Origin of the sequence: Streptomyces fractus, assembly GCF_049844455.1 — a bacterium.
Lineage (GTDB): Bacteria > Actinomycetota > Actinomycetes > Streptomycetales > Streptomycetaceae > Streptomyces > Streptomyces fractus.
In genome coordinates, this window is record NZ_JBMYHI010000002.1 from 5,609,916 (window position 1) to 5,631,135 (window position 21,220).

The window sequence follows — 21,220 nt, forward strand, 5'->3', positions numbered from 1 at the left end:
GTGAGAGCAACGTTCCCCCACGGTCACTCCACGCCACAGTCCGGAAATTTGACCTCCCTACCTTCGGTTGCGTCAGCTGCGAACCGTGACCTGGAGGCGTGACATGCCTGGCCCCAAGGAACAGCCCCGGAGTCGGACCTGGATCGAGCGGTGGGATCCCGAGGACGAAGCGTTCTGGGAGGAGACGGGGGCGAAGATCGCCCGGCGCAACCTCGTCTTCTCCATCCTGTCCGAGCACATCGGGTTCTCCATCTGGACCCTGTGGTCGGTCATGGTCCTGTTCATGGGGCCCGAGTACGGGATCGACCCGGCGGGGAAGTTCTTCCTCGTGTCGATGGCGACGCTGGTGGGCGCCTTCGCGCGCGTGCCCTACACGTTCGCCATCGCGATCTTCGGCGGCCGCAACTGGACGATCATCTCGGCGAGCCTGCTGCTCGTGCCGTCGATCGCCGCGTTCGTGGTCATGGAGCCGGGCACCTCGTACACCACCTTCATGTGGTGCGCGGCGCTCACCGGCGTCGGCGGCGGCAACTTCGCCTCCTCCATGACCAACATCAACTCCTTCTTCCCGCTTCGCCAGAAGGGCTGGGCGCTCGGCCTGAACGCGGGCGGCGGCAACGTCGGCGTCCCGGTCATCCAGCTCGTCGCGCTCGCCGTGATCGGCGCGAGCGGCGGCCCGCGCGTGCTGCTCGGCATCTACATCCCGCTGATCGTGATCGCCGCCGTCTGCTCAGCGCTGTTCATGAACAACCTGGCGACCGTGAAGAACGACACCGGGGCGGCCAAGGAGGCCGTGCGCGACGCCCACACCTGGATCATGTCGTTCCTCTACGTGGGGACGTTCGGCTCCTTCATCGGCTACTCGTTCGCCTTCGGCCTCGTCCTGCAGACCCAGTTCGGCCGTACGCCGCTCCAGGCGGCCGGCGTCACCTTCATCGGCCCGCTGCTCGGCTCGCTCGTCCGGCCCGTCGGCGGAAAGCTCGCCGACAAGTACGGCGGCGCGCGCATCACGCTGTGGAACTTCGTCGGCATGGCCCTCGCCACGGCCGTGACGATCCTGGCCTCGGTCGAGAAGTCGCTCGCCCTGTTCACCGTCGCGTTCATCGCCCTGTTCGTGCTGACCGGCATCGGCAACGGGTCGACGTTCAAGATGATCCCCGGCATCTTCCAGACGAAGGCGCTCGCGATGGGGCTCACGGGCGAGGAAGCGGCCGCGTACGGGCGGCGGCTCTCCGGCGCCTCCATGGGCCTGATCGGAGCCGTCGGCGCGCTCGGCGGCCTCGGCATCAACCTGGCGTTCCGGCAGTCCTTCCAGACGGCGGGCACCGGCACCGGGGCCTTCGTCGCCTTCCTCGCCTTCTACGCGGTGTGCTTCGCCGTGACCTGGGCCGTATACCTTCGCCGCTCCGCGTCGCGCACCGTCGCGAGCTCCACGGCGGAAACGAAGCCGCAGCTCAGCTACGCCGAGGTGTGACATTTGGCCCCGTAACACGTACGCAATAGCGTTGATCCGGAGCCGACACGGAGCGTTGACAGGCTCGGACGACGCATCGGTGGACCTGGTGCACGGAAGAACGTCGAGCGGGGCGAGAACCAGCATGGACGAGGAACAGCGGGCCACGAGTCCGGAGCAGGCCCACGGGCCGCTCGCGGGCTTCACCGTGGGCGTGACCGCGGCGCGCCGCGCCGACGAGCTGGGCGCGCTGCTCCAGCGGCGCGGCGCGTCGGTGCTGCACGCTCCCGCCCTGCGCATCGTGCCGCTCGCGGACGACAGTGAACTCCTCGTCGCCACCAAGGAGTTGATCGACAACGCGCCGGACGTCGTGATCGCCACCACCGCGATCGGCTTCCGCGGCTGGGTCGAGGCCGCCGACGGCTGGGGGCTCGGCGAGGACCTGCTCGCGCGGCTCCGCGGGGTCGAGCTCCTCGCGCGCGGCCCGAAGGTGAAGGGCGCGGTGCGCGCGGCCGGCCTCACCGAGGAGTGGTCGCCCTCGTCCGAGTCGATGGCCGAGGTGTTGGAGCGGCTGCTCGACGAGGGCGTCCAGGGGCGGCGCGTCGCGGTGCAACTGCACGGCGAGCCGCTCCCCGGGTTCGTCGAGGCGCTGCGCGAGGCGGGCGCCGAGGTGGTCGGCGTCCCCGTCTACCGCTGGCTCCCGCCGCAGGACATCGCCCCCGTCGACCGCCTCCTCGAGGCCACGGTGTCGCGTGGCGTGGACGCGCTGACGTTCACCTCGGCCCCCGCGGCGACGGCGCTGCTGCGCCGCGCGGAGGAGCGGGGCCTCGCGGGGGAGCTGCTCGCGGCGCTGCACCACGACGTGCTCGCGGCGTGCGTCGGACCGGTGACGGCGGTGCCGCTTCAGGCGCACGGCGTGGACACGGTGCAGCCGGAGCGCTTCCGGCTCGGCCCTCTGGTGCAACTGCTGTGCAAGGAACTGCCCGCACGCGCGCGTACGTTGCCGATCGCGGGCCACCAGATGCAGATCCGCGGGCAGGCCGTCGTGGTGGACGACGAGCTGCGCCCGGTGCCGCCCGCGGGCATGTCGCTGCTGCGCACCCTCGCGCGCCGCCCCGGCTGGGTGGTGTCCCGCGCGGACCTGCTGCGCGCGCTGCCGGGCGCGGGGCGCGACGAGCACGCGGTGGAGACGGCGATGGCCCGGCTCAGGTCGTCCCTCGGGACGCCGAAACTGATCCAGACCGTGGTCAAGCGGGGGTACCGGCTGGCGTTGGACCCGGCGGCCGACGCGAAGTACGCCCATTGAGCCCCCGCTGCTCAAACTCCCCCAGCTACCGCTGGGAGGTGCCCCCTGCAGGGGCTTGATTGACGGCCCCACACCATGAGCCCCCGCACCAGGCACCCGAGCGCGCAGGTGCACAGCACGGCCCGCACCACGTTCCACGCCACCCACGGCCCCTCGAAGTCCGCCCGCACCCGCGCCGGGTCGGGGATCCTCGCGGGGGCGCCGGCCGCGGCCAGCGCGTCGTTCAGCGGCACGTTCACCGCGGACGTCAGCAGGAACGCCACCGCGTAGGCGGCCAGTGCGACGAACACCCAGCCACGCGGCCCCGGTTGACGCCGCACCCGCCAGGCCGCGTACCCGGTGAGCACCAGCGCTCCGACGAAGCTCAGGAAGAACACCGGGTTCTGGATGACGTCGTTGATGTCCTGCATCACCTCGATGTACGTACGGTCGTCGCTGCGTGCCAGGGCGGGCATCACGGCGCACGAGAACACGTAGAAGGACCCCGCAGCCAGCCCCATGGCGACCGTGGCCGCCCCCATCACCCAATCCGTGACACGCGTCGTTTTCGTCATGGCCCCAGCCAAGCCGCGGACCGGGCCGCCCGACATCGTCGATCCGCGCATCCCCATACGCGAGCGTCCAGCGGATTGCGTACCGTACGACCATGCTGATCAGCCCCGATATAGAACTTCGCCGCGCCGTCCCCCAGGACGCGGAGCGACTCGCCGAGGCCGTCGTTCGCAACCGGGAGTTCATGAAGACCTGGGAGCCGTACCGGCCCGAGGAGTACTACACCGCGCGGGAGCAGGCCGAGCGGATCGCCGAGCCCGGCGGGGCGATGTGGCTGCTGTTCGACCGGGCCGCCGACGGACGCGTGGTCGGCCGCGCCGCGCTCAACGGCATCCACCTCGGCCCGCTGTGCAGCGCCAACCTCGGCTACTGGGTCGACGCCGACTACCGGGGCCGGGGTCTGATCCCCGTCGCCGTCGAGGAGATCTGCCGCGCCGCCCGCGACGAAATGGGCCTGCACCGCATCGAGGCCGGCACCCTCAAGGACAACGAGGCGTCGCAGCGCGTGCTCGCCAAGTGCGGCTTCGTCCGGTACGGCCTCGCGCCCAACTTCCTCCACATCAATGGAGCTTGGCGCGACCACGTCCTGTTCCAGCGCATCCTGCACGACGACCCCCCGGCGTACGGGCGCTCCTAGGGCGTCAACTCCGGTTCCGGCAGCGGGGGTTCCGGCCGCGCCCGCGGGCGGGCACTGTAGAGGGCATGGCAGCAGTACCCACAGGGCCCCACCCGCCTGCCCCCGCCCCCTACGAGTTGCGCTTCGACTCCGGGCGCCTCTGCCTGGACCTCGTCGCGACCGCACACCCCGAGGAACGTCTCGCGAGCCCCGACCTGCTGCGCGCCTGGCTGGTCGGTACGGGGCTCGTCCCGAAGACCGCCGCGCTCGCGGACCGCTCGCCCGTCTGGCTCGCCGCCTTCCGTGAACTGCGCGGCCACATAGCCCAGTTGGTGCGCGGCGAACTCTCCGGCCATCCGGTCCCCGCGGCCCTGGAACGGGTCAACCTGCTCGCCCGCGCGGCCCCGCCCGCACCCCGCGCCGTACGCGCCGCGGACGGCACCCTCGTACGCTCCCTGCACCTCGAACCCGGCTGCCCGGCCCTGCTCGCCGCCGTCGCGCGAGACGCCATCGACCTCCTCACCGACCCGACCGCGCGCGGCGCCCTGCGCCAGTGCGAGGGAGACAACTGCCCCATCATCTACCTGGACATGTCGCGCGGACGCAGGCGCCGCTGGTGCTCCAGTGAGGTGTGCGGCAACCGGGAGCGGGTGGCCAGACACCGGCGCAGGGCCGCGGCGCTGGCCAGGGCGTAGAGCGGTTTCCGCAACTCCCTTTGAACATCCGTGAGTTCGCCTGCGTATCCCTCCCGTGAGCCCAGCCGAGAGACATGGCCGAACAGGGGACACCGGAGGTAGGCGTGCGCAAGGATTCCGCCGTGGCCGATGAACGCCCGCCCCGGGCCCGACATCGCGCTCCCCGGCCCCCCGAGCCGGACGAGGAGCTGATGCGCGCGCTCTACGCGGAGCATGCGAGGCCGTTGCTCGCCTACGTGCTCCGGCTCGTGGCGGGGGACCGCCAGCGCGCGGAGGATGTCGTACAGGAGACGCTCATCCGCGCCTGGAAGAACGCCGGCCAGCTGGGCCGAGCGACCGGATCGGTACGCCCCTGGCTGGTGACGGTCGCCCGGCGCATCGTCATCGACGGCCACCGCAGCCGGCAGGCCCGGCCGCAGGAGGTCGATCCGTCGCCGCTGGAGGTCATCCCCGCGGAGGACGAGATCGACAAGGCGCTGTGGCTGATGACCCTTTCCGACGCCCTGGAGGACTTGACCCCGGCCCACCGGGAAGTACTCGTGGAGACGTACTTCAAAGGACGTACGGTCAACGAGGCGGCCGAGACGCTCGGCATCCCCAGCGGCACGGTGCGCTCGCGGGTCTTCTACGCGCTGCGCTCGATGAAGCTGGCGCTGGAGGAGCGGGGGGTGACGGCATGACGACGGGGCACGGACCGTACGGTCCCTTCGGCCACGAGTCGGCGGGCGACGTGCACGAGACCGTCGGCGCCTACGCGCTGGGCATCCTCGACGACATCGAGGCGAGCGCGTTCGAGGCACACCTGGCGACGTGCGAGCGGTGCGCGCGGGACCTGGAGGAGTTCGCGGGCATGGAGCCGATGCTCGCCGCCCTCGCCGACCTGCCGGCCGAGCGCGGCGCACCGCGCGAGCCGACCCCGCAGATCGGCGACTCCCTCGCGGCCCGCCCGAGCCCCCGCCTCGCGGAGTCCCTCGCCGACGAACTGGGGCGCCGCCGCGCCAGGAAGCGCAGGCGCGGCCTCTTCCTGGTGGCGGCCGCCGCGGCCCTGATCATCGGCGGCCCGCTGACGGTGATGGCGGTGACGGACGACGGCGGCGGCAACACCGTCGCGGAGCCGCACTCCACCAGCCCCGCCCAGGACGCCTTCTTCAACCACATGCCGGACAAGGTGAAGGCCACCGACGCCAAGACGAACGTCACGGCGACGATCGGCATGGAGAAGAAGGCCTGGGGCACCCACACCGTCCTCGAGCTGAAGAACGTCAAGGGCCCCCTGAAGTGCTCCCTCGTCGCGGTCGGCAAGAACGGCGAGCGCGAGACGGTGACCACCTGGGCCGTCCCGAAATGGGGCTACGGCATCGACGACAGCACGAACACGAACGCGAAGCACCCCCTGTACGTGCACGGGGGCGCGGCCTTCGACCGGGGCCAGATCGACCACTTCGAGGTCGAGACGCTCGACGGAAAGCGGCTCGTGGAGGTGAACGCCTGACCGCACGGCGCCGCACGTAGCCCTACGGGGCCCCTTTCGCGTACCTTTGACGGCTGCCCAGCACGTCAGAAGGGGGCCCGGTGGCCGCTCAGGCTCCGCACGATCCAGCGGTGAAATCGGATACGAATCCAGGTGGGGACGAGTCTCCGGATTCGGTCCGCGACCGCGAGCTCGGCGTCGAACAGAACCATCTCGACGCCGTCTACCGACGCCTCGAAGAGAAGATCCACGAGGCCGAGTTCCTGATGGAGGACGCCACCAAGCGCGGCCAGGTCGGCACGCCCGGCGCGCTCGCCGAGCGCGACGCGCAGGTCTTCCGCGCGGGCATCCACCTCAACCGCCTCAACAACGAGTTCGAGGACTTCCTCTTCGGCCGCATCGACCTGCTCCAGGGCAAGGACGGCAAGAAGGGCCCGGACGGCGCGTACACGGCGGTCGAGCCGGCCGACGGCGCGATCCGCGAGGACAACACGGCCGACATCGCCGAGACGCTGCACATCGGCCGCATCGGCGTGCTCGACGCGGACTACTCGCCGCTCGTCATCGACTGGCGCGCCCCGGCCGCCGCCCCCTTCTACCGCTCCACGCCGGTCGACCCGGGCCGCGTGGTGCGCCGCCGCGTCATCCGCTCCAAGGGCCGCAAGGTGCTCGGCGTCGAGGACGACCTGATGCGCCCGGAGCTGACCGCGTACCTGGACGGCGAGCGCCTGCCCGCCATCGGCGACGGCGCGCTGATGGCCGCACTCGGCCAGGCCCGCAGCCACTCGATGCGCGACATCGTCGCCTCCATCCAGGCCGAGCAGGACCAGGTCATCCGGGCCCCCGCCGCGTCCGTGACGTACGTCGAGGGCGGCCCCGGCACCGGCAAGACGGCGGTGGCGCTGCACCGCGCCGCGTACCTGCTGTACCAGGACAGGCGCCGCTACTCGGGCGGCATCCTGATCGTCTCGCCGACGCCGCTCCTGGTCGCGTACACCGAGGGCGTGCTGCCCTCGCTCGGCGAGGAGGGCCAGGTCGCGATCCGCGCGGTCGGCTCGCTGGTCGACGGGGCGGAGGCCACGGTCTACGACTCCCCGGCTGTCGCCCGGGTCAAGGGCTCGTCGCGGATGCAGAGGGTGCTGCGGAAGGCGGCGCGCGGCGCGCTGGAGACGGGGCGCCCGGCGCGGCCCGCCGTCCAGGAACAGCTCGCGTTCGGCGACGACGAGCCCGAGGACGCGCCGACCGAGACCCCGACGCGGCTGCGCGTCGTCGCCTTCGGCCGCCGCCTGGAGCTGGACGCGAACCGGCTCGACCGGATCCGGCAGGCCGCGCTCGGCGGCACCGCCCCCGTGAACCACCTGCGCCCGCGGGCCCGCAAGCTCCTCCTCGACGCGCTCTGGGACCAGTCGGGCGCCGGGAGCCGGCACTCCGACCCGGAGCTCGCGGCCGAGCTGCGTTCCTCCTTCGACGAGGACATCACGTCCGAGGACGACTTCATCCGCTTCCTCGACGCGTGGTGGCCGGAGCTGACGCCGCGCGCGGTCCTGTCTGCCATGTCCGACGAGCGGCGCCTGGGCCGCTGGGCCCGCCGCGTCCTGAACCCCGGCGAGATCCGCAGGCTCGCCAAATCGCTGCGCCGTGACGCCCTCTCGGTCCACGACGTCGCCCTCCTCGACGAGCTGACCGCCGTCCTCGGCACCCCGGCCCGCCCGAAGAAGAAGCGCGAGTACGACCCGCTGGACCAGCTCACCGGCCTGGAAGAGCTGATGCCGCAGCGCGAGGAGTCCCAGCGCGAGCGCGCGGAGCGCCTCGCCCAGGAACGCACCGAGTACGCGCACGTCATCGTCGACGAGGCGCAGGACCTCACGCCGATGCAGTGGCGGATGGTGGGCCGCCGCGGCCGGCACGCGACGTGGACGATCGTCGGCGACCCCGCCCAGTCCTCCTGGTCCGACCCGGAGGAGGCGGGCGCCGCCCGCGACGAGGCGCTCGGCTCCCGGCCCCGCCGCCGCTTCACGCTGACCGTGAACTATCGCAACCCGTCCGAGATCGCCGAGCTGGCCGCGAAGGTCCTGGCGCTCGCGATGCCCGGCTCCGAGTCCCCTTCGGCGGTCCGCTCGACGGGCGTTCGGCCGCGCTTCGAAGTCGTACGGGGCAAGGCCGGGGACACCGTCAGGGCCGAGGCGGCCCGGCTCCTGGGGGAGGTCGACGGCACGGTCGGCGTCGTCGTGGCGATGAACCGCCGCGAGGAGGCCGCCCGTTGGCTCTCCGGGCTCGGCGAGCGGGTCGTCGCGCTCGGCTCGCTGGAGGCCAAGGGTTTTGAGTACGACGCCACGATCGTGGTCTCCCCGGCCGAGATCGCCGACGAGTCCCCTGCGGGCCTGCGCGTCCTGTACGTCGCCCTGACGCGTGCGACGCAGCAGCTCACGGTGGTCTCCGGCGAACGCGACGAACCGGACGCGAACGGGGTGCCGGACCTGCTCCGCGACTGACCCTTGCCCCTGCTGTCTCCGGTGTTACCGTTGATGACGGCACCGGCTCGATCCAAGCCCCCGGGCCCAACCATCGTCCCTTAGAGGGACCACTTGCCGCGAGGCGAGCATGGCGGGTCGGTGTCGTAAACGTGAGTCGAGGCCCACGTCACTTTCGTGACGTGGGCCTCGTTCTGTTTCCTCTTCCGGATTCCCTCGAGTTCTCGTATGGTGGAAACTACTTTCCAAAAGATGAATGAACGTTAGCTTCAAAACCCGATGCGACTACCACGTACTCACCGGTAGGTGGGACCATCGGACGGCAACAGCTACACGGTGAAAGCAGAGGAAGTCGGCCATGGCAACGGCGCCCAGCGTCTCCTACTCGATGACGGTCCGGTTGGAGGTCCCCGCGGGCGGTAACGCCGTCTCGCAGCTGACCACCGCCGTGGAGTCCTCCGGCGGCTCGGTGACCGGCCTCGACGTCACCGCTTCCGGTCACGAGAAGCTCCGGATCGACGTCACGATCGCGGCTTCGTCGACGTCCCACGCGGACGAGATCGTCGCCAAGCTGCGCGGCATCGAGGGCGTCACGCTCGGAAAGGTCTCCGACCGTACGTTCCTGATGCACCTCGGCGGCAAGATCGAGATGCAGTCCAAGCACCCCATCCGCAACCGTGACGACCTGTCCATGGTCTACACGCCGGGTGTGGCGCGCGTCTGCATGGCGATCGCGGAGAACCCCGAGGACGCCCGGCGTCTGACCATCAAGCGCAACTCCGTCGCGGTCGTCACCGACGGCTCCGCGGTGCTCGGCCTCGGCAACATCGGCCCGAAGGCCGCGCTGCCGGTCATGGAGGGCAAGGCGGCCCTCTTCAAGCGCTTCGCCGACATCGACGCCTGGCCGATCTGCCTGGACACCCAGGACACCGACGCCATCGTCGAGATCGTCAAGGCCATCGCCCCCGGCTTCGCGGGCATCAACCTCGAGGACATCTCGGCGCCCCGCTGCTTCGAGATCGAGGCCCGCCTGCGCGAGGCCCTCGACATCCCCGTCTTCCACGACGACCAGCACGGCACCGCCATCGTCGTGCTCGCCGCGCTGACCAACGCGCTGCGCGTCGCGGGCAAGGACATGGGCGACACCCGCGTCGTCATGTCGGGCGCGGGCGCCGCCGGCACGGCCATCCTGAAGCTGCTCCTCGCGGCAGGCGTCAAGAACGCCGTCGTGGCCGACATCCACGGTGTCGTGCACGCGGGCCGCGAGGACCTGAAGGACGCCGACAGCGACTCGCCGCTGCGCTGGATCGCCGACAACACCAACCCCGAGGGCCTCACCGGCACGCTGAAGGAAGCGGTCGTCGGCGCGGACGTGTTCATCGGCGTCTCGGCCCCGAACGTGCTGAACGGCGACGACGTGGCCGCGATGGCCGAGGGCGCCATCGTGTTCGCGCTCGCGAACCCGGACCCGGAGGTCGACCCGGCGATCGCCCGTCAGACGGCGGCGGTCGTGGCCACGGGCCGCTCCGACTTCCCGAACCAGATCAACAACGTCCTGGTCTTCCCCGGCGTCTTCCGCGGCCTGCTCGACGCCCAGTCGCGCGCGGTCAACACGGAGATGATGCTGGCGGCCGCGAAGGCCCTGGCCGACGTGGTCACCGAGGACGAGCTCAACCCGAACTACATCATCCCGAGCGTCTTCAACGACAAGGTCGCGGGAGCCGTCGCCGGCGCCGTCCGCGACGCTGCGAAGGCCTTGTCGGCGGGCCCGGCCGGAGACGGCGAGGAGTAACCAGTCATCGCCGGTGAGCGGGGCTGGGTGCGTGCAGATGCAAGGCGGAGGAGGGCGACAACGCGGAGCGTTGGCAACCGACGACAACGCCGCAGATGTGCGTGCCCAGCCCCGCGCCCCCGGCAGGGCCCGCCGGCAAGGCCTTTGGGCGGCCGGGGTGGCTGTGACGGGGGCCACGACCGCCTGATTACCGGCGCGTCGCGGTTTACGGGGCCTCCGGGCCCCATAGGCTGGCCGGGAAACAGGCCCCCGGGCCCGCCCCTGCAACCGGCGCGGTGGCGCTTTCCGTGTGACCCCAAGGGGTGCCGGATTGGCTTTACCGCCGTGGGTAGGGGCAGGATGCCTCTTCAGGCGCAAGGGTCTGGACGACGGACCCGGGTCCTGGGCCTGACCGAGACCCTGGCAGCATCAACTTTGCTGTTGCCCAACACGCGGCCTGGCCGCGTGGCACGCCTCAACGGCAAGAAGAACACGGGAGTACAAACATGAACCGCAGTGAGCTGGTGGCCGCGCTGGCCGACCGCGCCGAGGTGACCCGCAAGGACGCCGACGCCGTGCTGGCCGCGTTCGCCGAGACCGTCGGCGAGATCGTTGCCAAGGGCGACGAGAAGGTCACCATCCCCGGCTTCCTGACCTTCGAGCGCACCCACCGTGCCGCTCGCACCGCTCGTAACCCGCAGACCGGCGAGCCGATCAACATCCCGGCCGGTTACAGCGTGAAGGTCTCCGCGGGCTCGAAGCTCAAGGAAGCCGCCAAGGGTAAGTAAGACCTAGGCGTAAGGGCGGCCTCCCCGGAACCTTCCGGGGAGGCCGCCCTTTTGCTTTTTAGGGGCGCGGGGAACTGCGCGCCCAGCCACGGCGGGCCGTGTCCGCGGACGACGCCGCGCTCTGTGGCCGCAGGCAAAAGGATGGGGCCGCCCGGACGATTCCGGACGGCCCCACCCACGTACGGGTCGAACGGCGGCTAGCCGAGCGCCTTGCCGGGGAGCTCGACCTTCGCGCCGAGTTCGACGAGCTTCTCCATGAAGTTCTCGTAGCCGCGGTTGATCAGGTCGATCCCGTGGACGCGGGACGTCCCCTGGGCCGCCAGCGCCGCGATCAGGTACGAGAAGCCGCCGCGGAGGTCGGGGATGACCAGGTCGGCGCCCTCCAGCTTCGTGGGCCCGGAGACGACCGCCGAGTGCAGGAAGTTGCGCTGCCCGAAGCGGCAGTCGGAGCCGCCGAGGCACTCGCGGTAGAGCTGGATGTGCGCGCCCATCTGGTTCAGCGCGGACGTGAAGCCCAGGCGCGACTCGTAGACCGTCTCGTGGACGATCGAGAGGCCCGTGGCCTGCGTGAGCGCCACGACGAGGGGCTGCTGCCAGTCGGTCTGGAAACCGGGGTGGACGTCCGTCTCCAGGGCGATCGACTTCAGCTGGCCGCCGGGGTGCCAGAAGCGGATGCCGTCGTCGTCGATCTCGAAGGCGCCGCCGACCTTCCGGTACGTGTTGAGGAACGTCATCATCGAGCGCTGCTGCGCGCCGCGGACGTAGATGTCCCCGTGCGTGGCGAGCGCCGCCGACGCCCAGGAGGCCGCCTCCAGGCGGTCCGAGAGGGCGCGGTGCGTGTAGCCGCCGAGCTTGTCCACGCCGGTGACGCGGATGGTGCGGTCGGTGTCCATCGCGATGATCGCGCCCATTTTCTGCAGGACGCAGATCAAGTCCTCGATCTCCGGCTCCACGGCCGCGTTCGAGAGCTCCGTGACGCCCTCGGCGAGGACGGCCGTGAGCAGGACCTGCTCGGTGGCGCCCACGGAGGGGTAGGGGAGGCGGATCTTCGTGCCGCGCAGGCGCTGCGGGGCCTCCAGGTACTGGCCGTCCGCGCGCTTCTCGATGGTCGCGCCGAACTGGCGGAGCACCTCGAAGTGGAAGTCGACAGGACGGCCGCCGATGTCGCAGCCGCCGAGACCCGGGATGAAGGCGTGACCGATGCGGTGCAGCAGCGGGCCGCACAGCAGGATCGGGATGCGGGAGGAGCCCGCGTGCGCGTCGATGTCGGCCACGTTCGCCGACTCCACGTGCGACGGGTCCATGACCAGCTCGCCCGGTTCCTCACCGGGGCCGACCGTCACGCCGTGCAGCTGCAGCAGGCCGCGTACGACACGCACGTCGCGGATGTCCGGGACATTGCGCAGTCGGCTCGGCGCGCTGCCGAGGATCGCGGCGACCATTGCCTTGGGCACGAGGTTCTTCGCGCCGCGGACACGGATCTCGCCCTCCAGCGGGGTTCCGCCGTGGACAAGGAGGACATCGTCGGTGACGGTCATGAATCTCGCGTTCCGAAGAGAAGGGCAGGGCCAGGCTCAAGGGTAAGGGGGGACGGCCCGTTATTCGTATGCCCGAGGGTGCCAAGGAGCGTCATGAGTTCGCTACAACACGAAGCGCGCCGGACAGAGCACAAAGCGTGACGCTTTTGTGAAGTGCGGGTCCGTCACGTCCTCGCGCGCTGAGCTGCGTTCACGCGGTTGTTGCGCTTGGCTCCCCCTACGGCGGGCAGATGCGGGATCATGTCTGGCATGACCGAGGTGTCCTCGCTCACAGGGCGGCTGCTCGTGGCCACACCCGCCCTCGCGGACCCGAATTTCGACCGGGCGGTCGTGCTGCTCCTCGACCACGACGAGGAGGGCTCGCTCGGCGTCGTGCTGAACCGGCCGACGCCGGTGGACGTCGGGGACATCCTGGAGGGCTGGGGCGATCTGGCCGGTGAGCCGGGGGTCGTGTTCCAGGGCGGGCCTGTCTCGCTCGACTCGGCGCTCGGCGTCGCGGTCATCCCCGGGGACGACGAGCGGGAGGCGCCCCTCGGCTGGCGCCGGGTGCACGGCGCGATCGGCCTCGTCGACCTGGAGGCCCCGCCGGAGCTGCTCGCCGCGGCGCTCGGCTCCCTGCGGATCTTCGCCGGCTACTCGGGCTGGGGCCCGGGGCAGCTGGAGGACGAACTGACCGAGGGCGCCTGGTACGTGGTCGAGTCGGAGCCCGGTGACGTCTCCGCGATCCGTCCCGAGGGCCTGTGGCGCGCGGTGCTGCGCCGCCAGCGCGGCGAGCTGGCGATGGTGGCCACGTATCCGGACGACCCCTCGCTCAACTGACCTCGTTCCGGGACCGGGCGGGCTTAAGTACCCTTGGCGGTTATGAGCACTCTTGAGCCCGAGCGCGGGACAGGTACGGGGACCCTCGTAGAGCCGACGCCGCAGACGTCGAGCGGCGACGGCGATCACGAGCGCTATGCGCATTACGTCCAGAAGGACAAGATCATGGCGAGCGCGCTGGACGGCACGCCCGTCGTCGCGCTCTGCGGCAAGGTGTGGGTCCCGGGCCGCGACCCGAAGAAGTACCCCGTGTGTCCCATGTGCAAGGAGATCTACGAGTCGATGGGCGACGCGGGCGGCGACAAGGACAAGGGCGGCAAGGACGGCGGCGGCAAGGGCGGCAAGTAGCCCGGGGTTTCGCGCCCCCGCCCCACCATTGCGCGAATTGGTCCAGTCCTCTTAGCCTCCCGCCATGGATCTCATCCCCGCCCCCCGTCGGCTGACGCGCGCGGGTGACGGCCGCCGCACGCTCGGAGACCGCACCGGCATCGCCGCGGGGGAGGGGACCCGGGACACCGCGCGCTGGCTGCGCGCGGCAGTCGGCGCGGCGACAGGTCTCGCCCTGCCGCCCAAGGGCGCGGACGAGGACGACGTCATCGCCCTGCGCATCGACCCCTCCCTCGAACCGGAGGGCTACCGGCTGCGCGTGACGGACGCGGGCGTCACGATCGAGGGCGGATCGGCGGCAGGCGTCTTCTGGGGCGCCCAGACGCTGCGTCAACTCCTGGGCCCCGACGCGTATCGCCGGGCCCCGCTTCCCGGGCGTACGTGGACCGTCCCGCACGTCACCGTCGAGGACGCGCCCCGCTTCCGCTGGCGCGGCATGATGCTCGACGTCGCACGCCACTTCACGCCGAAGGCCGGGGTGCTGCGCCAACTCGACCTGATGGCCGCCCACAAGCTCAACGTCCTGCACTTCCACCTCACCGACGACCAGGGCTGGCGCGTCGAGATCAAGCGCCGTCCCAGGCTGACGGAGGCCGGCTCCTGGCGGTCACGGACCAAATTCGGCCACCGCGCCTCGGAGTTGTGGGAGGACAAGCCGCACGGCGGCTTCTACACCCAGGACGACATCCGCGAGATCGTCTCCTACGCCGACGCGCTGCATATCGCGGTCGTCCCCGAGATCGACCTGCCGGGCCACTCGCAGGCAGCCATCCACGCGTATCCGGAACTCGGCAACAGTGATGTCGTCGACACGTCTTCCCTCCCCGTCTGGGACACCTGGGGCGTCAATCCGAACGTACTCGCCCCCACTGACAACACCCTCCGCTTCTACGAGGACGTCTTCGAGGAACTCCTCGACCTGTTCCCGTCCACGTTCATCCACGTAGGGGGCGACGAGTGCCCCAAGGACCAGTGGAGGCAGTCGCCCGCCGCCCAGGACCGCATCAGGGAACTGGGGTTGGCCGACGAGGACGAGCTCCAGTCCTGGTTCATCCGGCACTTCGACACCTGGCTCGGCGCGCGCGGGCGGCGCCTCATCGGCTGGGACGAGATCCTCGAAGGCGGCCTCGCGCCCGGCGCCACGGTCTCCTCCTGGCGCGGCTACGAGGGCGGCATCACCGCGGCGAGGGCGGGCCACGACGTCGTCATGTGCCCCGAGCAGCAGGTGTACTTGAACTACCGCCAGGCCCCCGGCGACGAGGAACCGGTCCCCATCGGCTACGTACGCACCCTGGAGAACGTGTACCGCTTCGAGCCGGTGCCCCCGCAGCTGAGCGAGCAGGAGGCGCGGCACGTCCTCGGCGCGCAGGCCAACATGTGGACCGAGGTGACGGAGAACGAGCAGCGCCTCGACTACCAGGTGTATCCGCGGCTCTGCGCCTTCAGCGAGGTCGCGTGGAGCGAGCTGCCCGCGCCCGCGGCGCGCGACTTCGCGGACTTCGAGCGCCGAATGACCGCGCACTACGGGCGACTTGACGCGCTGGGCGTCGACTACCGGCCGCCGGGCGGGCCGTTGCCCTGGCAGCGGCGCCCGGGTGTGCTCGGACGTCCCTTCGAAGGGGAACCCCCGAACGTGTGAGCTTGCGCGCGAGGAGGATCACGTCTCACCTCGCACCTCGTCTCATACGTAGGCGCAGAGCGCCAATTCGCTCCCACAGGTGATCTGGTGCGATATCGGTCATCTGTGAGGTGGAAGGGGCGAATGCCTCCTACCGGACCCCGTCTCCGGGCCGGAAGGAAGATGTGCCAGAGTTGCCACGTCCGGCCTGTCAGCACGTACCGTACGGCGGAACAGGCGTAACGGCGGGAACGGCGGTCACGCGCGGACCACGCGGGGACCGGCGCCGTTGCCAGGCACGGGGCCGGACATCGGGAAGGGGCAGCCGGTTTGACCACGCACGCACCGCAGGCGACGACACAGGCCGCGGTACTTCCGGGTTCGCTGGACGAGGCCGTCGCGGCGCTCGCCGCCATGCCCGCCGCCGTACCGGTGGCCGGGGGCACGGACCTCATGGCTCAGGTCAACGCGGGCGGGCTGCGCCCTGCCGCCCTCGTCGGGCTCGGCCGGATCAGCGAGATCCGCGGCTGGCAGTACCAGGACGGGAACGCGCTGCTCGGCGCGGGCCTCACCCACGCACGCATCGGCCGCCCCGACTTCGCCGCGCTGATCCCCGGCCTCGCCGCCGCCGCGCGGGCCGCCGGCCCGCCCCAGATCCGTAACGCGGGCACGCTCGGCGGCAACATCGCCTCCGGCGCTCCCGCGGGTGACACGTTGCCCGTACTGGCCGCACTGGAAGCCACGTTGATCATCGCGGGGCAGGGTGGAGCGAGACGCGAAGTGCCGGTCTCGCACCTGCTGGCCGGCATGGAGATGCTCGGCCCCGGCGAGTTGATCGGTTTCGTGCGCGTGCCCCTGCTGCACGCGCCGCAGGTCTTCCTGAAGGCGACCGGGCGCACCGGCCCCGGCCGCGCCATGGCCTCCGTCGCGCTCGTCCTCGACCCGGCGCGGCGCGGTGTGCGCTGCGCCGTCGGGGCCATCGCGCCGATGCCGCTGCGGCCCCTGGAGGCCGAGCAGTGGGTGGCCTCGCTCATCGACTGGGACGGCGAGCGCGGCGCCCTTGTGCCGGAGGCCGTGCACGCCTTCGGTGAATACGTCGCCGCGGCCTGTGTCCCCGACCCCGAGCCCGCGCCGGACGGCACGCAGGAACAGTTGCCGCCCGCCGTACTGCATCTGCGGCGCACCGTCGCCGTGCTGGCCCGACGTGCACTTGGGAGGGCGCTGTCGTGACGAATCCCGGTACCGGTCAGGGGCACGGTTCTGGTGGGGACGGCTGGGAGCCGTTGCCCCAGGGCGAGTACGACTCCGATGCCACGGCCTTCGTGCAGTTGCCCCCCGAGGGCTTCCCGGACACGGCGCCGCTCGCCGCGCCGGGCCACGGCTACGTGCCGCCGCCGATAACGGTGAGCCCGGCCACGGGTGCCGCCGCGACCGACCCGGCGGCGACCGGTGTGTGGGTGCTGCCGGAGAACCTGGTCGGGCCGGGGGCGGAGGCCGCTCCGGTGGAGCAGGAGCCGCACCACGGGGAGACCGGGCAGACCGGGCAGTGGTCCGTTCCGCTGGCCGATGGTGAACTTCCGGACGAATCGGGTGAGTTCACGGCCTCCTCGATGGCGCAGCAGTGGGGCGGTGTGCCGCCGGCGACGTTGCCGGGTGGGGCGCCCGCGCCGTGGGCCCCGGCCGGACCGGGTGTGGAGGAGACGGCGGCCGGGCTTTCGGGCGGCGCCGCCCCGGAGCAGCCGACCGAGCCTGAGTCGCGGGGCGCTGCCCCGGACCCCGCGCCTCAATCGCCGGCGGGGCTTGATGAGCCTGCCGAACCCGATGCTCCCGAGGCCGAGCCCCAGAAGTCGGAGGACGACGAGGCCCCCGCGCGTCCACCGCTCCACGACGACCACCCCCTGGCCAGCTACGTCCTGCGGGTCAACGGCGCGGACCGTCCCGTCACGGACGCCTGGATCGGCGAGTCGCTGCTGTACGTGCTGCGGGAGCGTCTCGGGCTCGCGGGTGCCAAGGACGGCTGTTCGCAGGGCGAGTGCGGTGCGTGCAACGTGCAGGTGGACGGCCGGCTCGTGGCCTCCTGCCTGGTGCCCGCGGCGACCACGGCCGGGAGTGAGGTCCGTACCGTCGAGGGGCTCGCTACCGACGGGCGACCGTCGGACGTACAGCGGGCGCTGGCCGCGTGCGGCTCCGTACAGTGCGGCTTCTGCGTCCCCGGCATGGCGATGACGGCGCACGACCTCTTGGAGGGCAACCCGAACCCGACCGCTCTGGAGACCCGCCAGGCACTGTGCGGCAACCTCTGCCGCTGCTCCGGCTACCGGGGCGTCGTGGACGCGGTGCGCCAGGTGGCCGAGGAACGCCGGGCCGCATCGGCCGAGGGCGGCAACACGGAAGAGCCCCTGATCCCGCGCCAGGCGGGCCCCCTGGCGACCGAGGACATCCAACGCACCACGAGCACCCGGGCCGACGGAACGCCGCAGGGCGACCGGGCCCCGCAGGGTGAGCGGGCGTCGCAGAGTGGCAGGCCCCCGCAGAGCGACCGGACGCCGCAGGGTGACCGGGCGCCGCAGGGTGGCCCGGCCCGGCAGGGCTTCCCGAGCGCGCAGGGCGACCGGGCGTCGCAGGGTGACCAGGCGTCGCAGGACGACCGGACCCGGCAGGACTCCCCGAACGCGCAAGGTTTCCCGAGCTCGCAGGGCGACCGGGCATCGCAGGGTGAGCGGGCGCCGCAGGGTGAGCGGGCGCCGCAGGTCCCTAACGCGCAAGGTTTCCCGAGCCCGCAGAGCGACCGGGCCCCCCAGGGCGGCCAGCTTCCCCAGGTCTTCCCGAACGCACAAGGCTTCCCGGACCCGCAGGGTGACCGGGTGCCGCGGGGCTTCCCGAACGCGCAGGGCGACGGGACCCCGCAGGGCTCTCCGAGCGGGCAGGGCGACCGGATCCCGCATGGTGACCGGACGCCGCAGGACGACCGGACCTCGCAGGGTGGCCAGCTCCCGCAGGACTTCCCCAACGCGCAGGGCTTTCCGACTCCACTGGGCGACGGGACCCCGCAGGACTCCCCGAGCGGGCAGGCCTTCCCTGCCCCGCAGGGTGACGGGACCCTGCAGGACTTCTCGAACCGGCAGGGTGACCGGGCGCCGCAGGACGACCGGACCCCGCAGGACTTCCCGAACGCGCAGGGCTTTCCGACTCCACAGGGCGACGGAACCCCGCAGGACTCCCCGAGCGGGCAGGCCTTCCCGGCCCCGCAGGGCGACGGGACCCCGCAGGACTTCTCGAACCCGCAAGGCCTCCCGGATCCCCAGGGCTTCCAGAACTCGCAGAATCCGCAGGGCTTCCCGAACACGCAGAACCCCCAGGACTTTCCGGACGGAGGTCAGGCATGACGAGTGAGACGGCCACGGCCTCCGTGGGGACCGCCGCGCCGGAGGCGGAGAGCTTTCCGCATGGGCTTGGGATGTCGCTTCCCTCGGAGGAAGCGCAGGCCAAGGCGGAGGGCACGTTCCCGTACGCCGCCGATCTGTGGGCCGAGGGCCTGCTCTGGGCGTCGATCCTGCGCTCCCCGCACGCGCACGCGCGCGTGGTGAGCATCGACACCAGCCACGCGCGCGAGATGCCCGGCGTCCTCGCCGTCGTCACGCACGAGGACGTCCCCGGCGGCCCGTTGGCCGGACACCGCACCTCCGACCGCCCGATGTTCGCCTCCGACGTGGTGCGCCACCACGGCGAGGCGCTCGCGGCCGTCGCGGCCGACCACCCGGACACGGCGCGCATGGCCGCCGCCGCGATCGTCGTCGAGTACGAGGTCCTCGACCCGGTCACGGACCCCGAGCAGTCCTTCGCGGCGGAGCCCCTGCACCCCGACGGCAACCTGATCCGCCACATCCCGCTCCAGCACGGCGACGCCGAGGTGACGGGCGAGGTCATCGTCGAGGGCCTCTACCGCATCGGCCGCCAGGACCCCGCCCCGATCGGCGCGGAGGCGGGCCTCGCGGTGCCCCGGCCCGACGGCGGCGTCGAGCTCTACATCGCCTCCACCGACCCGCACGGCGACCGCGACCTCGCGGCGGCCCGCTACGGCCTGGAGCGCGAGCGCGTGAAGGTCGTCGTCACCGGCGTGCCCGGCGCGACGGCCGACCGGGAGGACCCGAGCTTCCACCTCCCGCTCGGCCTGCTCGCCCTGCACACCGGCTGCCCGGTCAAGCTCGCCGCGTCCCGCGAGGAGTCCTTCCTCGGCCATCCGCACCGGCACCCCACCCTCCTGCGCTACCGCCACCACGCCGACGCGGACGGCCGGTTGGTCAAGGTGGAGGCCCAGATCCTGCTCGACGGTGGCGCGTACGCGGACACGTCGTCCGACGCCCTCGCGGCCGCGGTCTCCTTCGCCTGCGGCCCCTACGTCGTGCCGCACGCCTCCATCGAGGGCTGGGCGGTACGGACGAACAACCCGCCCTCGGGACACGTACGGGGAGAGGGCGCGCTACAGGTCTGCGCCGCGTACGAGGCGCAGATGGACAAGCTGGCGAAGAAGCTGGGCGTCGACCCGGCGGAGCTCCGGATGCGCAACGTCCTCGCGACCGGCGACATCCTCCCGACGGGGCAGACGGTGACGTGCCCCGCGCCCGTGGCCGAACTGCTGTCCTCCGTACGGGACTTCCCGCTGCCGCCGCTTCCCAAGGACACCCCGGAGGAGGACTGGCTGCTCCCCGGCGGGCCCGAGGGCGTCGGTGAACCGGCCGCGATCCGCCGCGGCGTCGGCTACGGCATCGGCATGGTGCACATGCTGGGCGCCGAGGGCGCGGACGAGGTCTCCACGGCCACCGTGAAGGTCCACGACGGCGTCGCGACGGTCATCTGCGCCGCCGTGGAGACCGGTCAGGGCTTCACCACGCTCGCCCGCCAGATCGTCCAGGAGACGCTCGGCATCGAGGAAGTCCACGTGGCACCGGTCGACACGGACCAGCCGCCGGCCGGCCCCGGCTGCCGCGGCCGGAACACGTGGGTGTCCGGCGGAGCGGTCGAGCGGGCGGCCAAGATGGTCCGCACCCAGCTCCTCCAGCCCCTGGCGCACAAGTTCGGCATGTCCACGGAGCTGCTCCAGATCGCCGACGGCAAGATCACCTCCTACGACGGCGTGCTCTCGACGACCGTCGAAGAGGCCATGGACGGCAAGGAGTTGTGGGCCACGGCGCAGTGCCGCCCGCACCCCACGGAGCCGCTCGACGCGTCCGGCCAGGGCGACGCATTCGTCGGCATGGCCTTCTGCGCGATCCGCGCGGTGGTGGATGTGGACGTGGAGCTCGGCTCGGTGCGCGTGGTCGAACTCGCGGTCGCCCAGGACGTCGGCCGCATCCTCAACCCCGCCCAGCTCGCGGCCCGCATCGAGGCGGGCGTCACCCAGGGCGTCGGCGCGGCCCTCACGGAGAACCTCCGTACCCCGAAGGGCATCGTCCGCCGCCCCGACCTGACCGGCTACGCCCTGCCGACCTCGCTCGACACCCCTGACATCCACATCGTCAACCTGGTCGAGGAGCGCGACGTGGTGGCCCCCTTCGGCGCGAAGTCCGCGAGCGCGGCCCCGGTGGTCGCGTCCCCGGCCGCGGTCGCCTCGGCGGTCCGCGCGGCGACCGGCCGCCCGGTCAACCGCCTGCCGATCAGGCCGCAGGCGGCGGTGGCCGAGCCGGTCGGCTGAGCGCCGGCACACCCGCGGCGAGCACGCGCGACGAGCACGCGCC

The 21,220-nt window shown here is 71.9% G+C and carries 17 protein-coding genes; 15 read left to right on the forward strand and 2 right to left on the reverse strand.

Annotated elements, in window-relative coordinates; genetic code table 11:
• The first annotated feature begins 103 nt into the window (after window positions 1-103).
• A complete protein-coding gene (locus tag ACP4E5_RS27400; RefSeq protein ID WP_425833141.1) occupies window positions 104-1,474 on the forward strand; it encodes a nitrate/nitrite transporter in 1,371 nt (456 codons plus the stop codon).
• 124 nt (window positions 1,475-1,598) lie between these two features.
• On the forward strand, window positions 1,599-2,759 hold the full coding sequence (locus ACP4E5_RS27405; RefSeq protein WP_425833143.1) for a uroporphyrinogen-III synthase: 1,161 nt from the start codon (window positions 1,599-1,601) through the stop codon (window positions 2,757-2,759).
• 11 nt (window positions 2,760-2,770) lie between these two features.
• Here ACP4E5_RS27405 and ACP4E5_RS27410 read toward each other — a convergent pair whose 3' ends face one another.
• A complete protein-coding gene (locus tag ACP4E5_RS27410) occupies window positions 2,771-3,313 on the reverse strand; it encodes an anthrone oxygenase family protein (RefSeq protein ID WP_425833145.1) in 543 nt (180 codons plus the stop codon).
• Between the two features lie 92 nt (window positions 3,314-3,405).
• On the opposite strand from ACP4E5_RS27410, the gene ACP4E5_RS27415 reads away from it, so the two are divergent.
• The 7 genes from ACP4E5_RS27415 to ACP4E5_RS27445 all read left to right on the forward strand — a co-directional run bounded on the left by ACP4E5_RS27415 (window position 3,406) and on the right by ACP4E5_RS27445 (window position 11,123).
• The gene (locus ACP4E5_RS27415) at window positions 3,406-3,948 is read left to right on the forward strand and encodes a GNAT family N-acetyltransferase (protein WP_425833147.1); all 543 of its coding nucleotides are present in this window, start codon (window positions 3,406-3,408) and stop codon (window positions 3,946-3,948) included.
• Between the two features lie 65 nt (window positions 3,949-4,013).
• Window positions 4,014-4,622, forward strand: coding sequence for a CGNR zinc finger domain-containing protein (locus ACP4E5_RS27420; RefSeq protein ID WP_425833149.1), 609 nt, complete (start codon window positions 4,014-4,016; stop codon window positions 4,620-4,622).
• Window positions 4,623-4,696: 74 nt separating this feature from the next.
• Complete coding sequence (locus tag ACP4E5_RS27425) at window positions 4,697-5,302, forward strand: sigma-70 family RNA polymerase sigma factor (RefSeq protein WP_425833151.1); 606 nt, start codon at window positions 4,697-4,699, stop codon at window positions 5,300-5,302.
• On the forward strand, window positions 5,299-6,114 hold the full coding sequence (locus tag ACP4E5_RS27430; RefSeq protein ID WP_425833153.1) for an anti-sigma factor family protein: 816 nt from the start codon (window positions 5,299-5,301) through the stop codon (window positions 6,112-6,114). The genes ACP4E5_RS27425 and ACP4E5_RS27430 overlap by 4 nt, the downstream gene beginning before the upstream one ends.
• An 80-nt stretch (window positions 6,115-6,194) precedes the next feature.
• Window positions 6,195-8,585, forward strand: coding sequence for a HelD family protein (locus ACP4E5_RS27435; protein WP_425833155.1), 2,391 nt, complete (start codon window positions 6,195-6,197; stop codon window positions 8,583-8,585).
• A gap of 337 nt (window positions 8,586-8,922) precedes the next feature.
• Window positions 8,923-10,356, forward strand: coding sequence for an NAD-dependent malic enzyme (locus tag ACP4E5_RS27440; protein ID WP_425833157.1), 1,434 nt, complete (start codon window positions 8,923-8,925; stop codon window positions 10,354-10,356).
• A gap of 485 nt (window positions 10,357-10,841) precedes the next feature.
• Window positions 10,842-11,123 carry an HU family DNA-binding protein gene (locus ACP4E5_RS27445; protein ID WP_016645140.1) on the forward strand — a complete coding sequence of 94 codons (282 nt, stop codon included), beginning with the start codon at window positions 10,842-10,844 and terminating at the stop codon, window positions 11,121-11,123.
• A 197-nt stretch (window positions 11,124-11,320) separates the two neighbouring features.
• Here ACP4E5_RS27445 and murA read toward each other — a convergent pair whose 3' ends face one another.
• Window positions 11,321-12,661, reverse strand: a complete 1,341-nt coding sequence (gene murA / locus ACP4E5_RS27450; RefSeq protein WP_266710853.1) for a UDP-N-acetylglucosamine 1-carboxyvinyltransferase — start codon at window positions 12,659-12,661, stop codon at window positions 11,321-11,323.
• Between the two features lie 249 nt (window positions 12,662-12,910).
• Here murA and ACP4E5_RS27455 point away from each other — a divergent pair, with 249 nt between their 5' ends.
• From ACP4E5_RS27455 to ACP4E5_RS27480, 6 genes are all read left to right on the forward strand, one after another.
• Complete coding sequence (locus tag ACP4E5_RS27455) at window positions 12,911-13,480, forward strand: YqgE/AlgH family protein (RefSeq protein ID WP_425833161.1); 570 nt, start codon at window positions 12,911-12,913, stop codon at window positions 13,478-13,480.
• Window positions 13,481-13,522: 42 nt separating this feature from the next.
• Window positions 13,523-13,828 (forward strand): DUF3039 domain-containing protein, encoded by a 306-nt coding sequence (locus tag ACP4E5_RS27460; RefSeq protein ID WP_425833163.1) that lies wholly within the window; start codon window positions 13,523-13,525, stop codon window positions 13,826-13,828.
• A 64-nt stretch (window positions 13,829-13,892) separates the two neighbouring features.
• On the forward strand, window positions 13,893-15,506 hold the full coding sequence (locus tag ACP4E5_RS27465; protein WP_425833165.1) for a beta-N-acetylhexosaminidase: 1,614 nt from the start codon (window positions 13,893-13,895) through the stop codon (window positions 15,504-15,506).
• Window positions 15,507-15,815: 309 nt separating this feature from the next.
• The gene (locus ACP4E5_RS27470; protein WP_425833167.1) at window positions 15,816-16,715 is read left to right on the forward strand and encodes an FAD binding domain-containing protein; all 900 of its coding nucleotides are present in this window, start codon (window positions 15,816-15,818) and stop codon (window positions 16,713-16,715) included.
• The gene (locus tag ACP4E5_RS27475) at window positions 16,712-18,871 is read left to right on the forward strand and encodes a 2Fe-2S iron-sulfur cluster-binding protein (RefSeq protein WP_425833169.1); all 2,160 of its coding nucleotides are present in this window, start codon (window positions 16,712-16,714) and stop codon (window positions 18,869-18,871) included. The genes ACP4E5_RS27470 and ACP4E5_RS27475 overlap by 4 nt, the downstream gene beginning before the upstream one ends.
• Window positions 18,868-21,177 (forward strand): xanthine dehydrogenase family protein molybdopterin-binding subunit, encoded by a 2,310-nt coding sequence (locus ACP4E5_RS27480; RefSeq protein ID WP_425833171.1) that lies wholly within the window; start codon window positions 18,868-18,870, stop codon window positions 21,175-21,177. Before ACP4E5_RS27475 ends, ACP4E5_RS27480 begins: the two co-directional genes overlap by 4 nt.
• Window positions 21,178-21,220 lie beyond the last annotated feature (43 nt).

Coding starts and splice junctions, on each gene's coding strand:
- ACP4E5_RS27420 (WP_425833149.1), top strand. CDS start 4,014: ATGGCAGCAGTACCCACAGGGCCCCACCCGCCTGCCCCCGCCCCCTAC.
- ACP4E5_RS27405 (WP_425833143.1), top strand. CDS start 1,599: ATGGACGAGGAACAGCGGGCCACGAGTCCGGAGCAGGCCCACGGGCCG.
- ACP4E5_RS27480 (WP_425833171.1), top strand. CDS start 18,868: ATGACGAGTGAGACGGCCACGGCCTCCGTGGGGACCGCCGCGCCGGAG.
- ACP4E5_RS27415 (WP_425833147.1), top strand. CDS start 3,406: ATGCTGATCAGCCCCGATATAGAACTTCGCCGCGCCGTCCCCCAGGAC.
- murA (WP_266710853.1), bottom strand. CDS start 12,661: ATGACCGTCACCGACGATGTCCTCCTTGTCCACGGCGGAACCCCGCTG.
- ACP4E5_RS27400 (WP_425833141.1), top strand. CDS start 104: ATGCCTGGCCCCAAGGAACAGCCCCGGAGTCGGACCTGGATCGAGCGG.
- ACP4E5_RS27460 (WP_425833163.1), top strand. CDS start 13,523: ATGAGCACTCTTGAGCCCGAGCGCGGGACAGGTACGGGGACCCTCGTA.
- ACP4E5_RS27445 (WP_016645140.1), top strand. CDS start 10,842: ATGAACCGCAGTGAGCTGGTGGCCGCGCTGGCCGACCGCGCCGAGGTG.
- ACP4E5_RS27425 (WP_425833151.1), top strand. CDS start 4,697: ATGGCCGAACAGGGGACACCGGAGGTAGGCGTGCGCAAGGATTCCGCC.
- ACP4E5_RS27465 (WP_425833165.1), top strand. CDS start 13,893: ATGGATCTCATCCCCGCCCCCCGTCGGCTGACGCGCGCGGGTGACGGC.
- ACP4E5_RS27430 (WP_425833153.1), top strand. CDS start 5,299: ATGACGACGGGGCACGGACCGTACGGTCCCTTCGGCCACGAGTCGGCG.
- ACP4E5_RS27440 (WP_425833157.1), top strand. CDS start 8,923: ATGGCAACGGCGCCCAGCGTCTCCTACTCGATGACGGTCCGGTTGGAG.
- ACP4E5_RS27410 (WP_425833145.1), bottom strand. CDS start 3,313: ATGACGAAAACGACGCGTGTCACGGATTGGGTGATGGGGGCGGCCACG.
- ACP4E5_RS27455 (WP_425833161.1), top strand. CDS start 12,911: ATGACCGAGGTGTCCTCGCTCACAGGGCGGCTGCTCGTGGCCACACCC.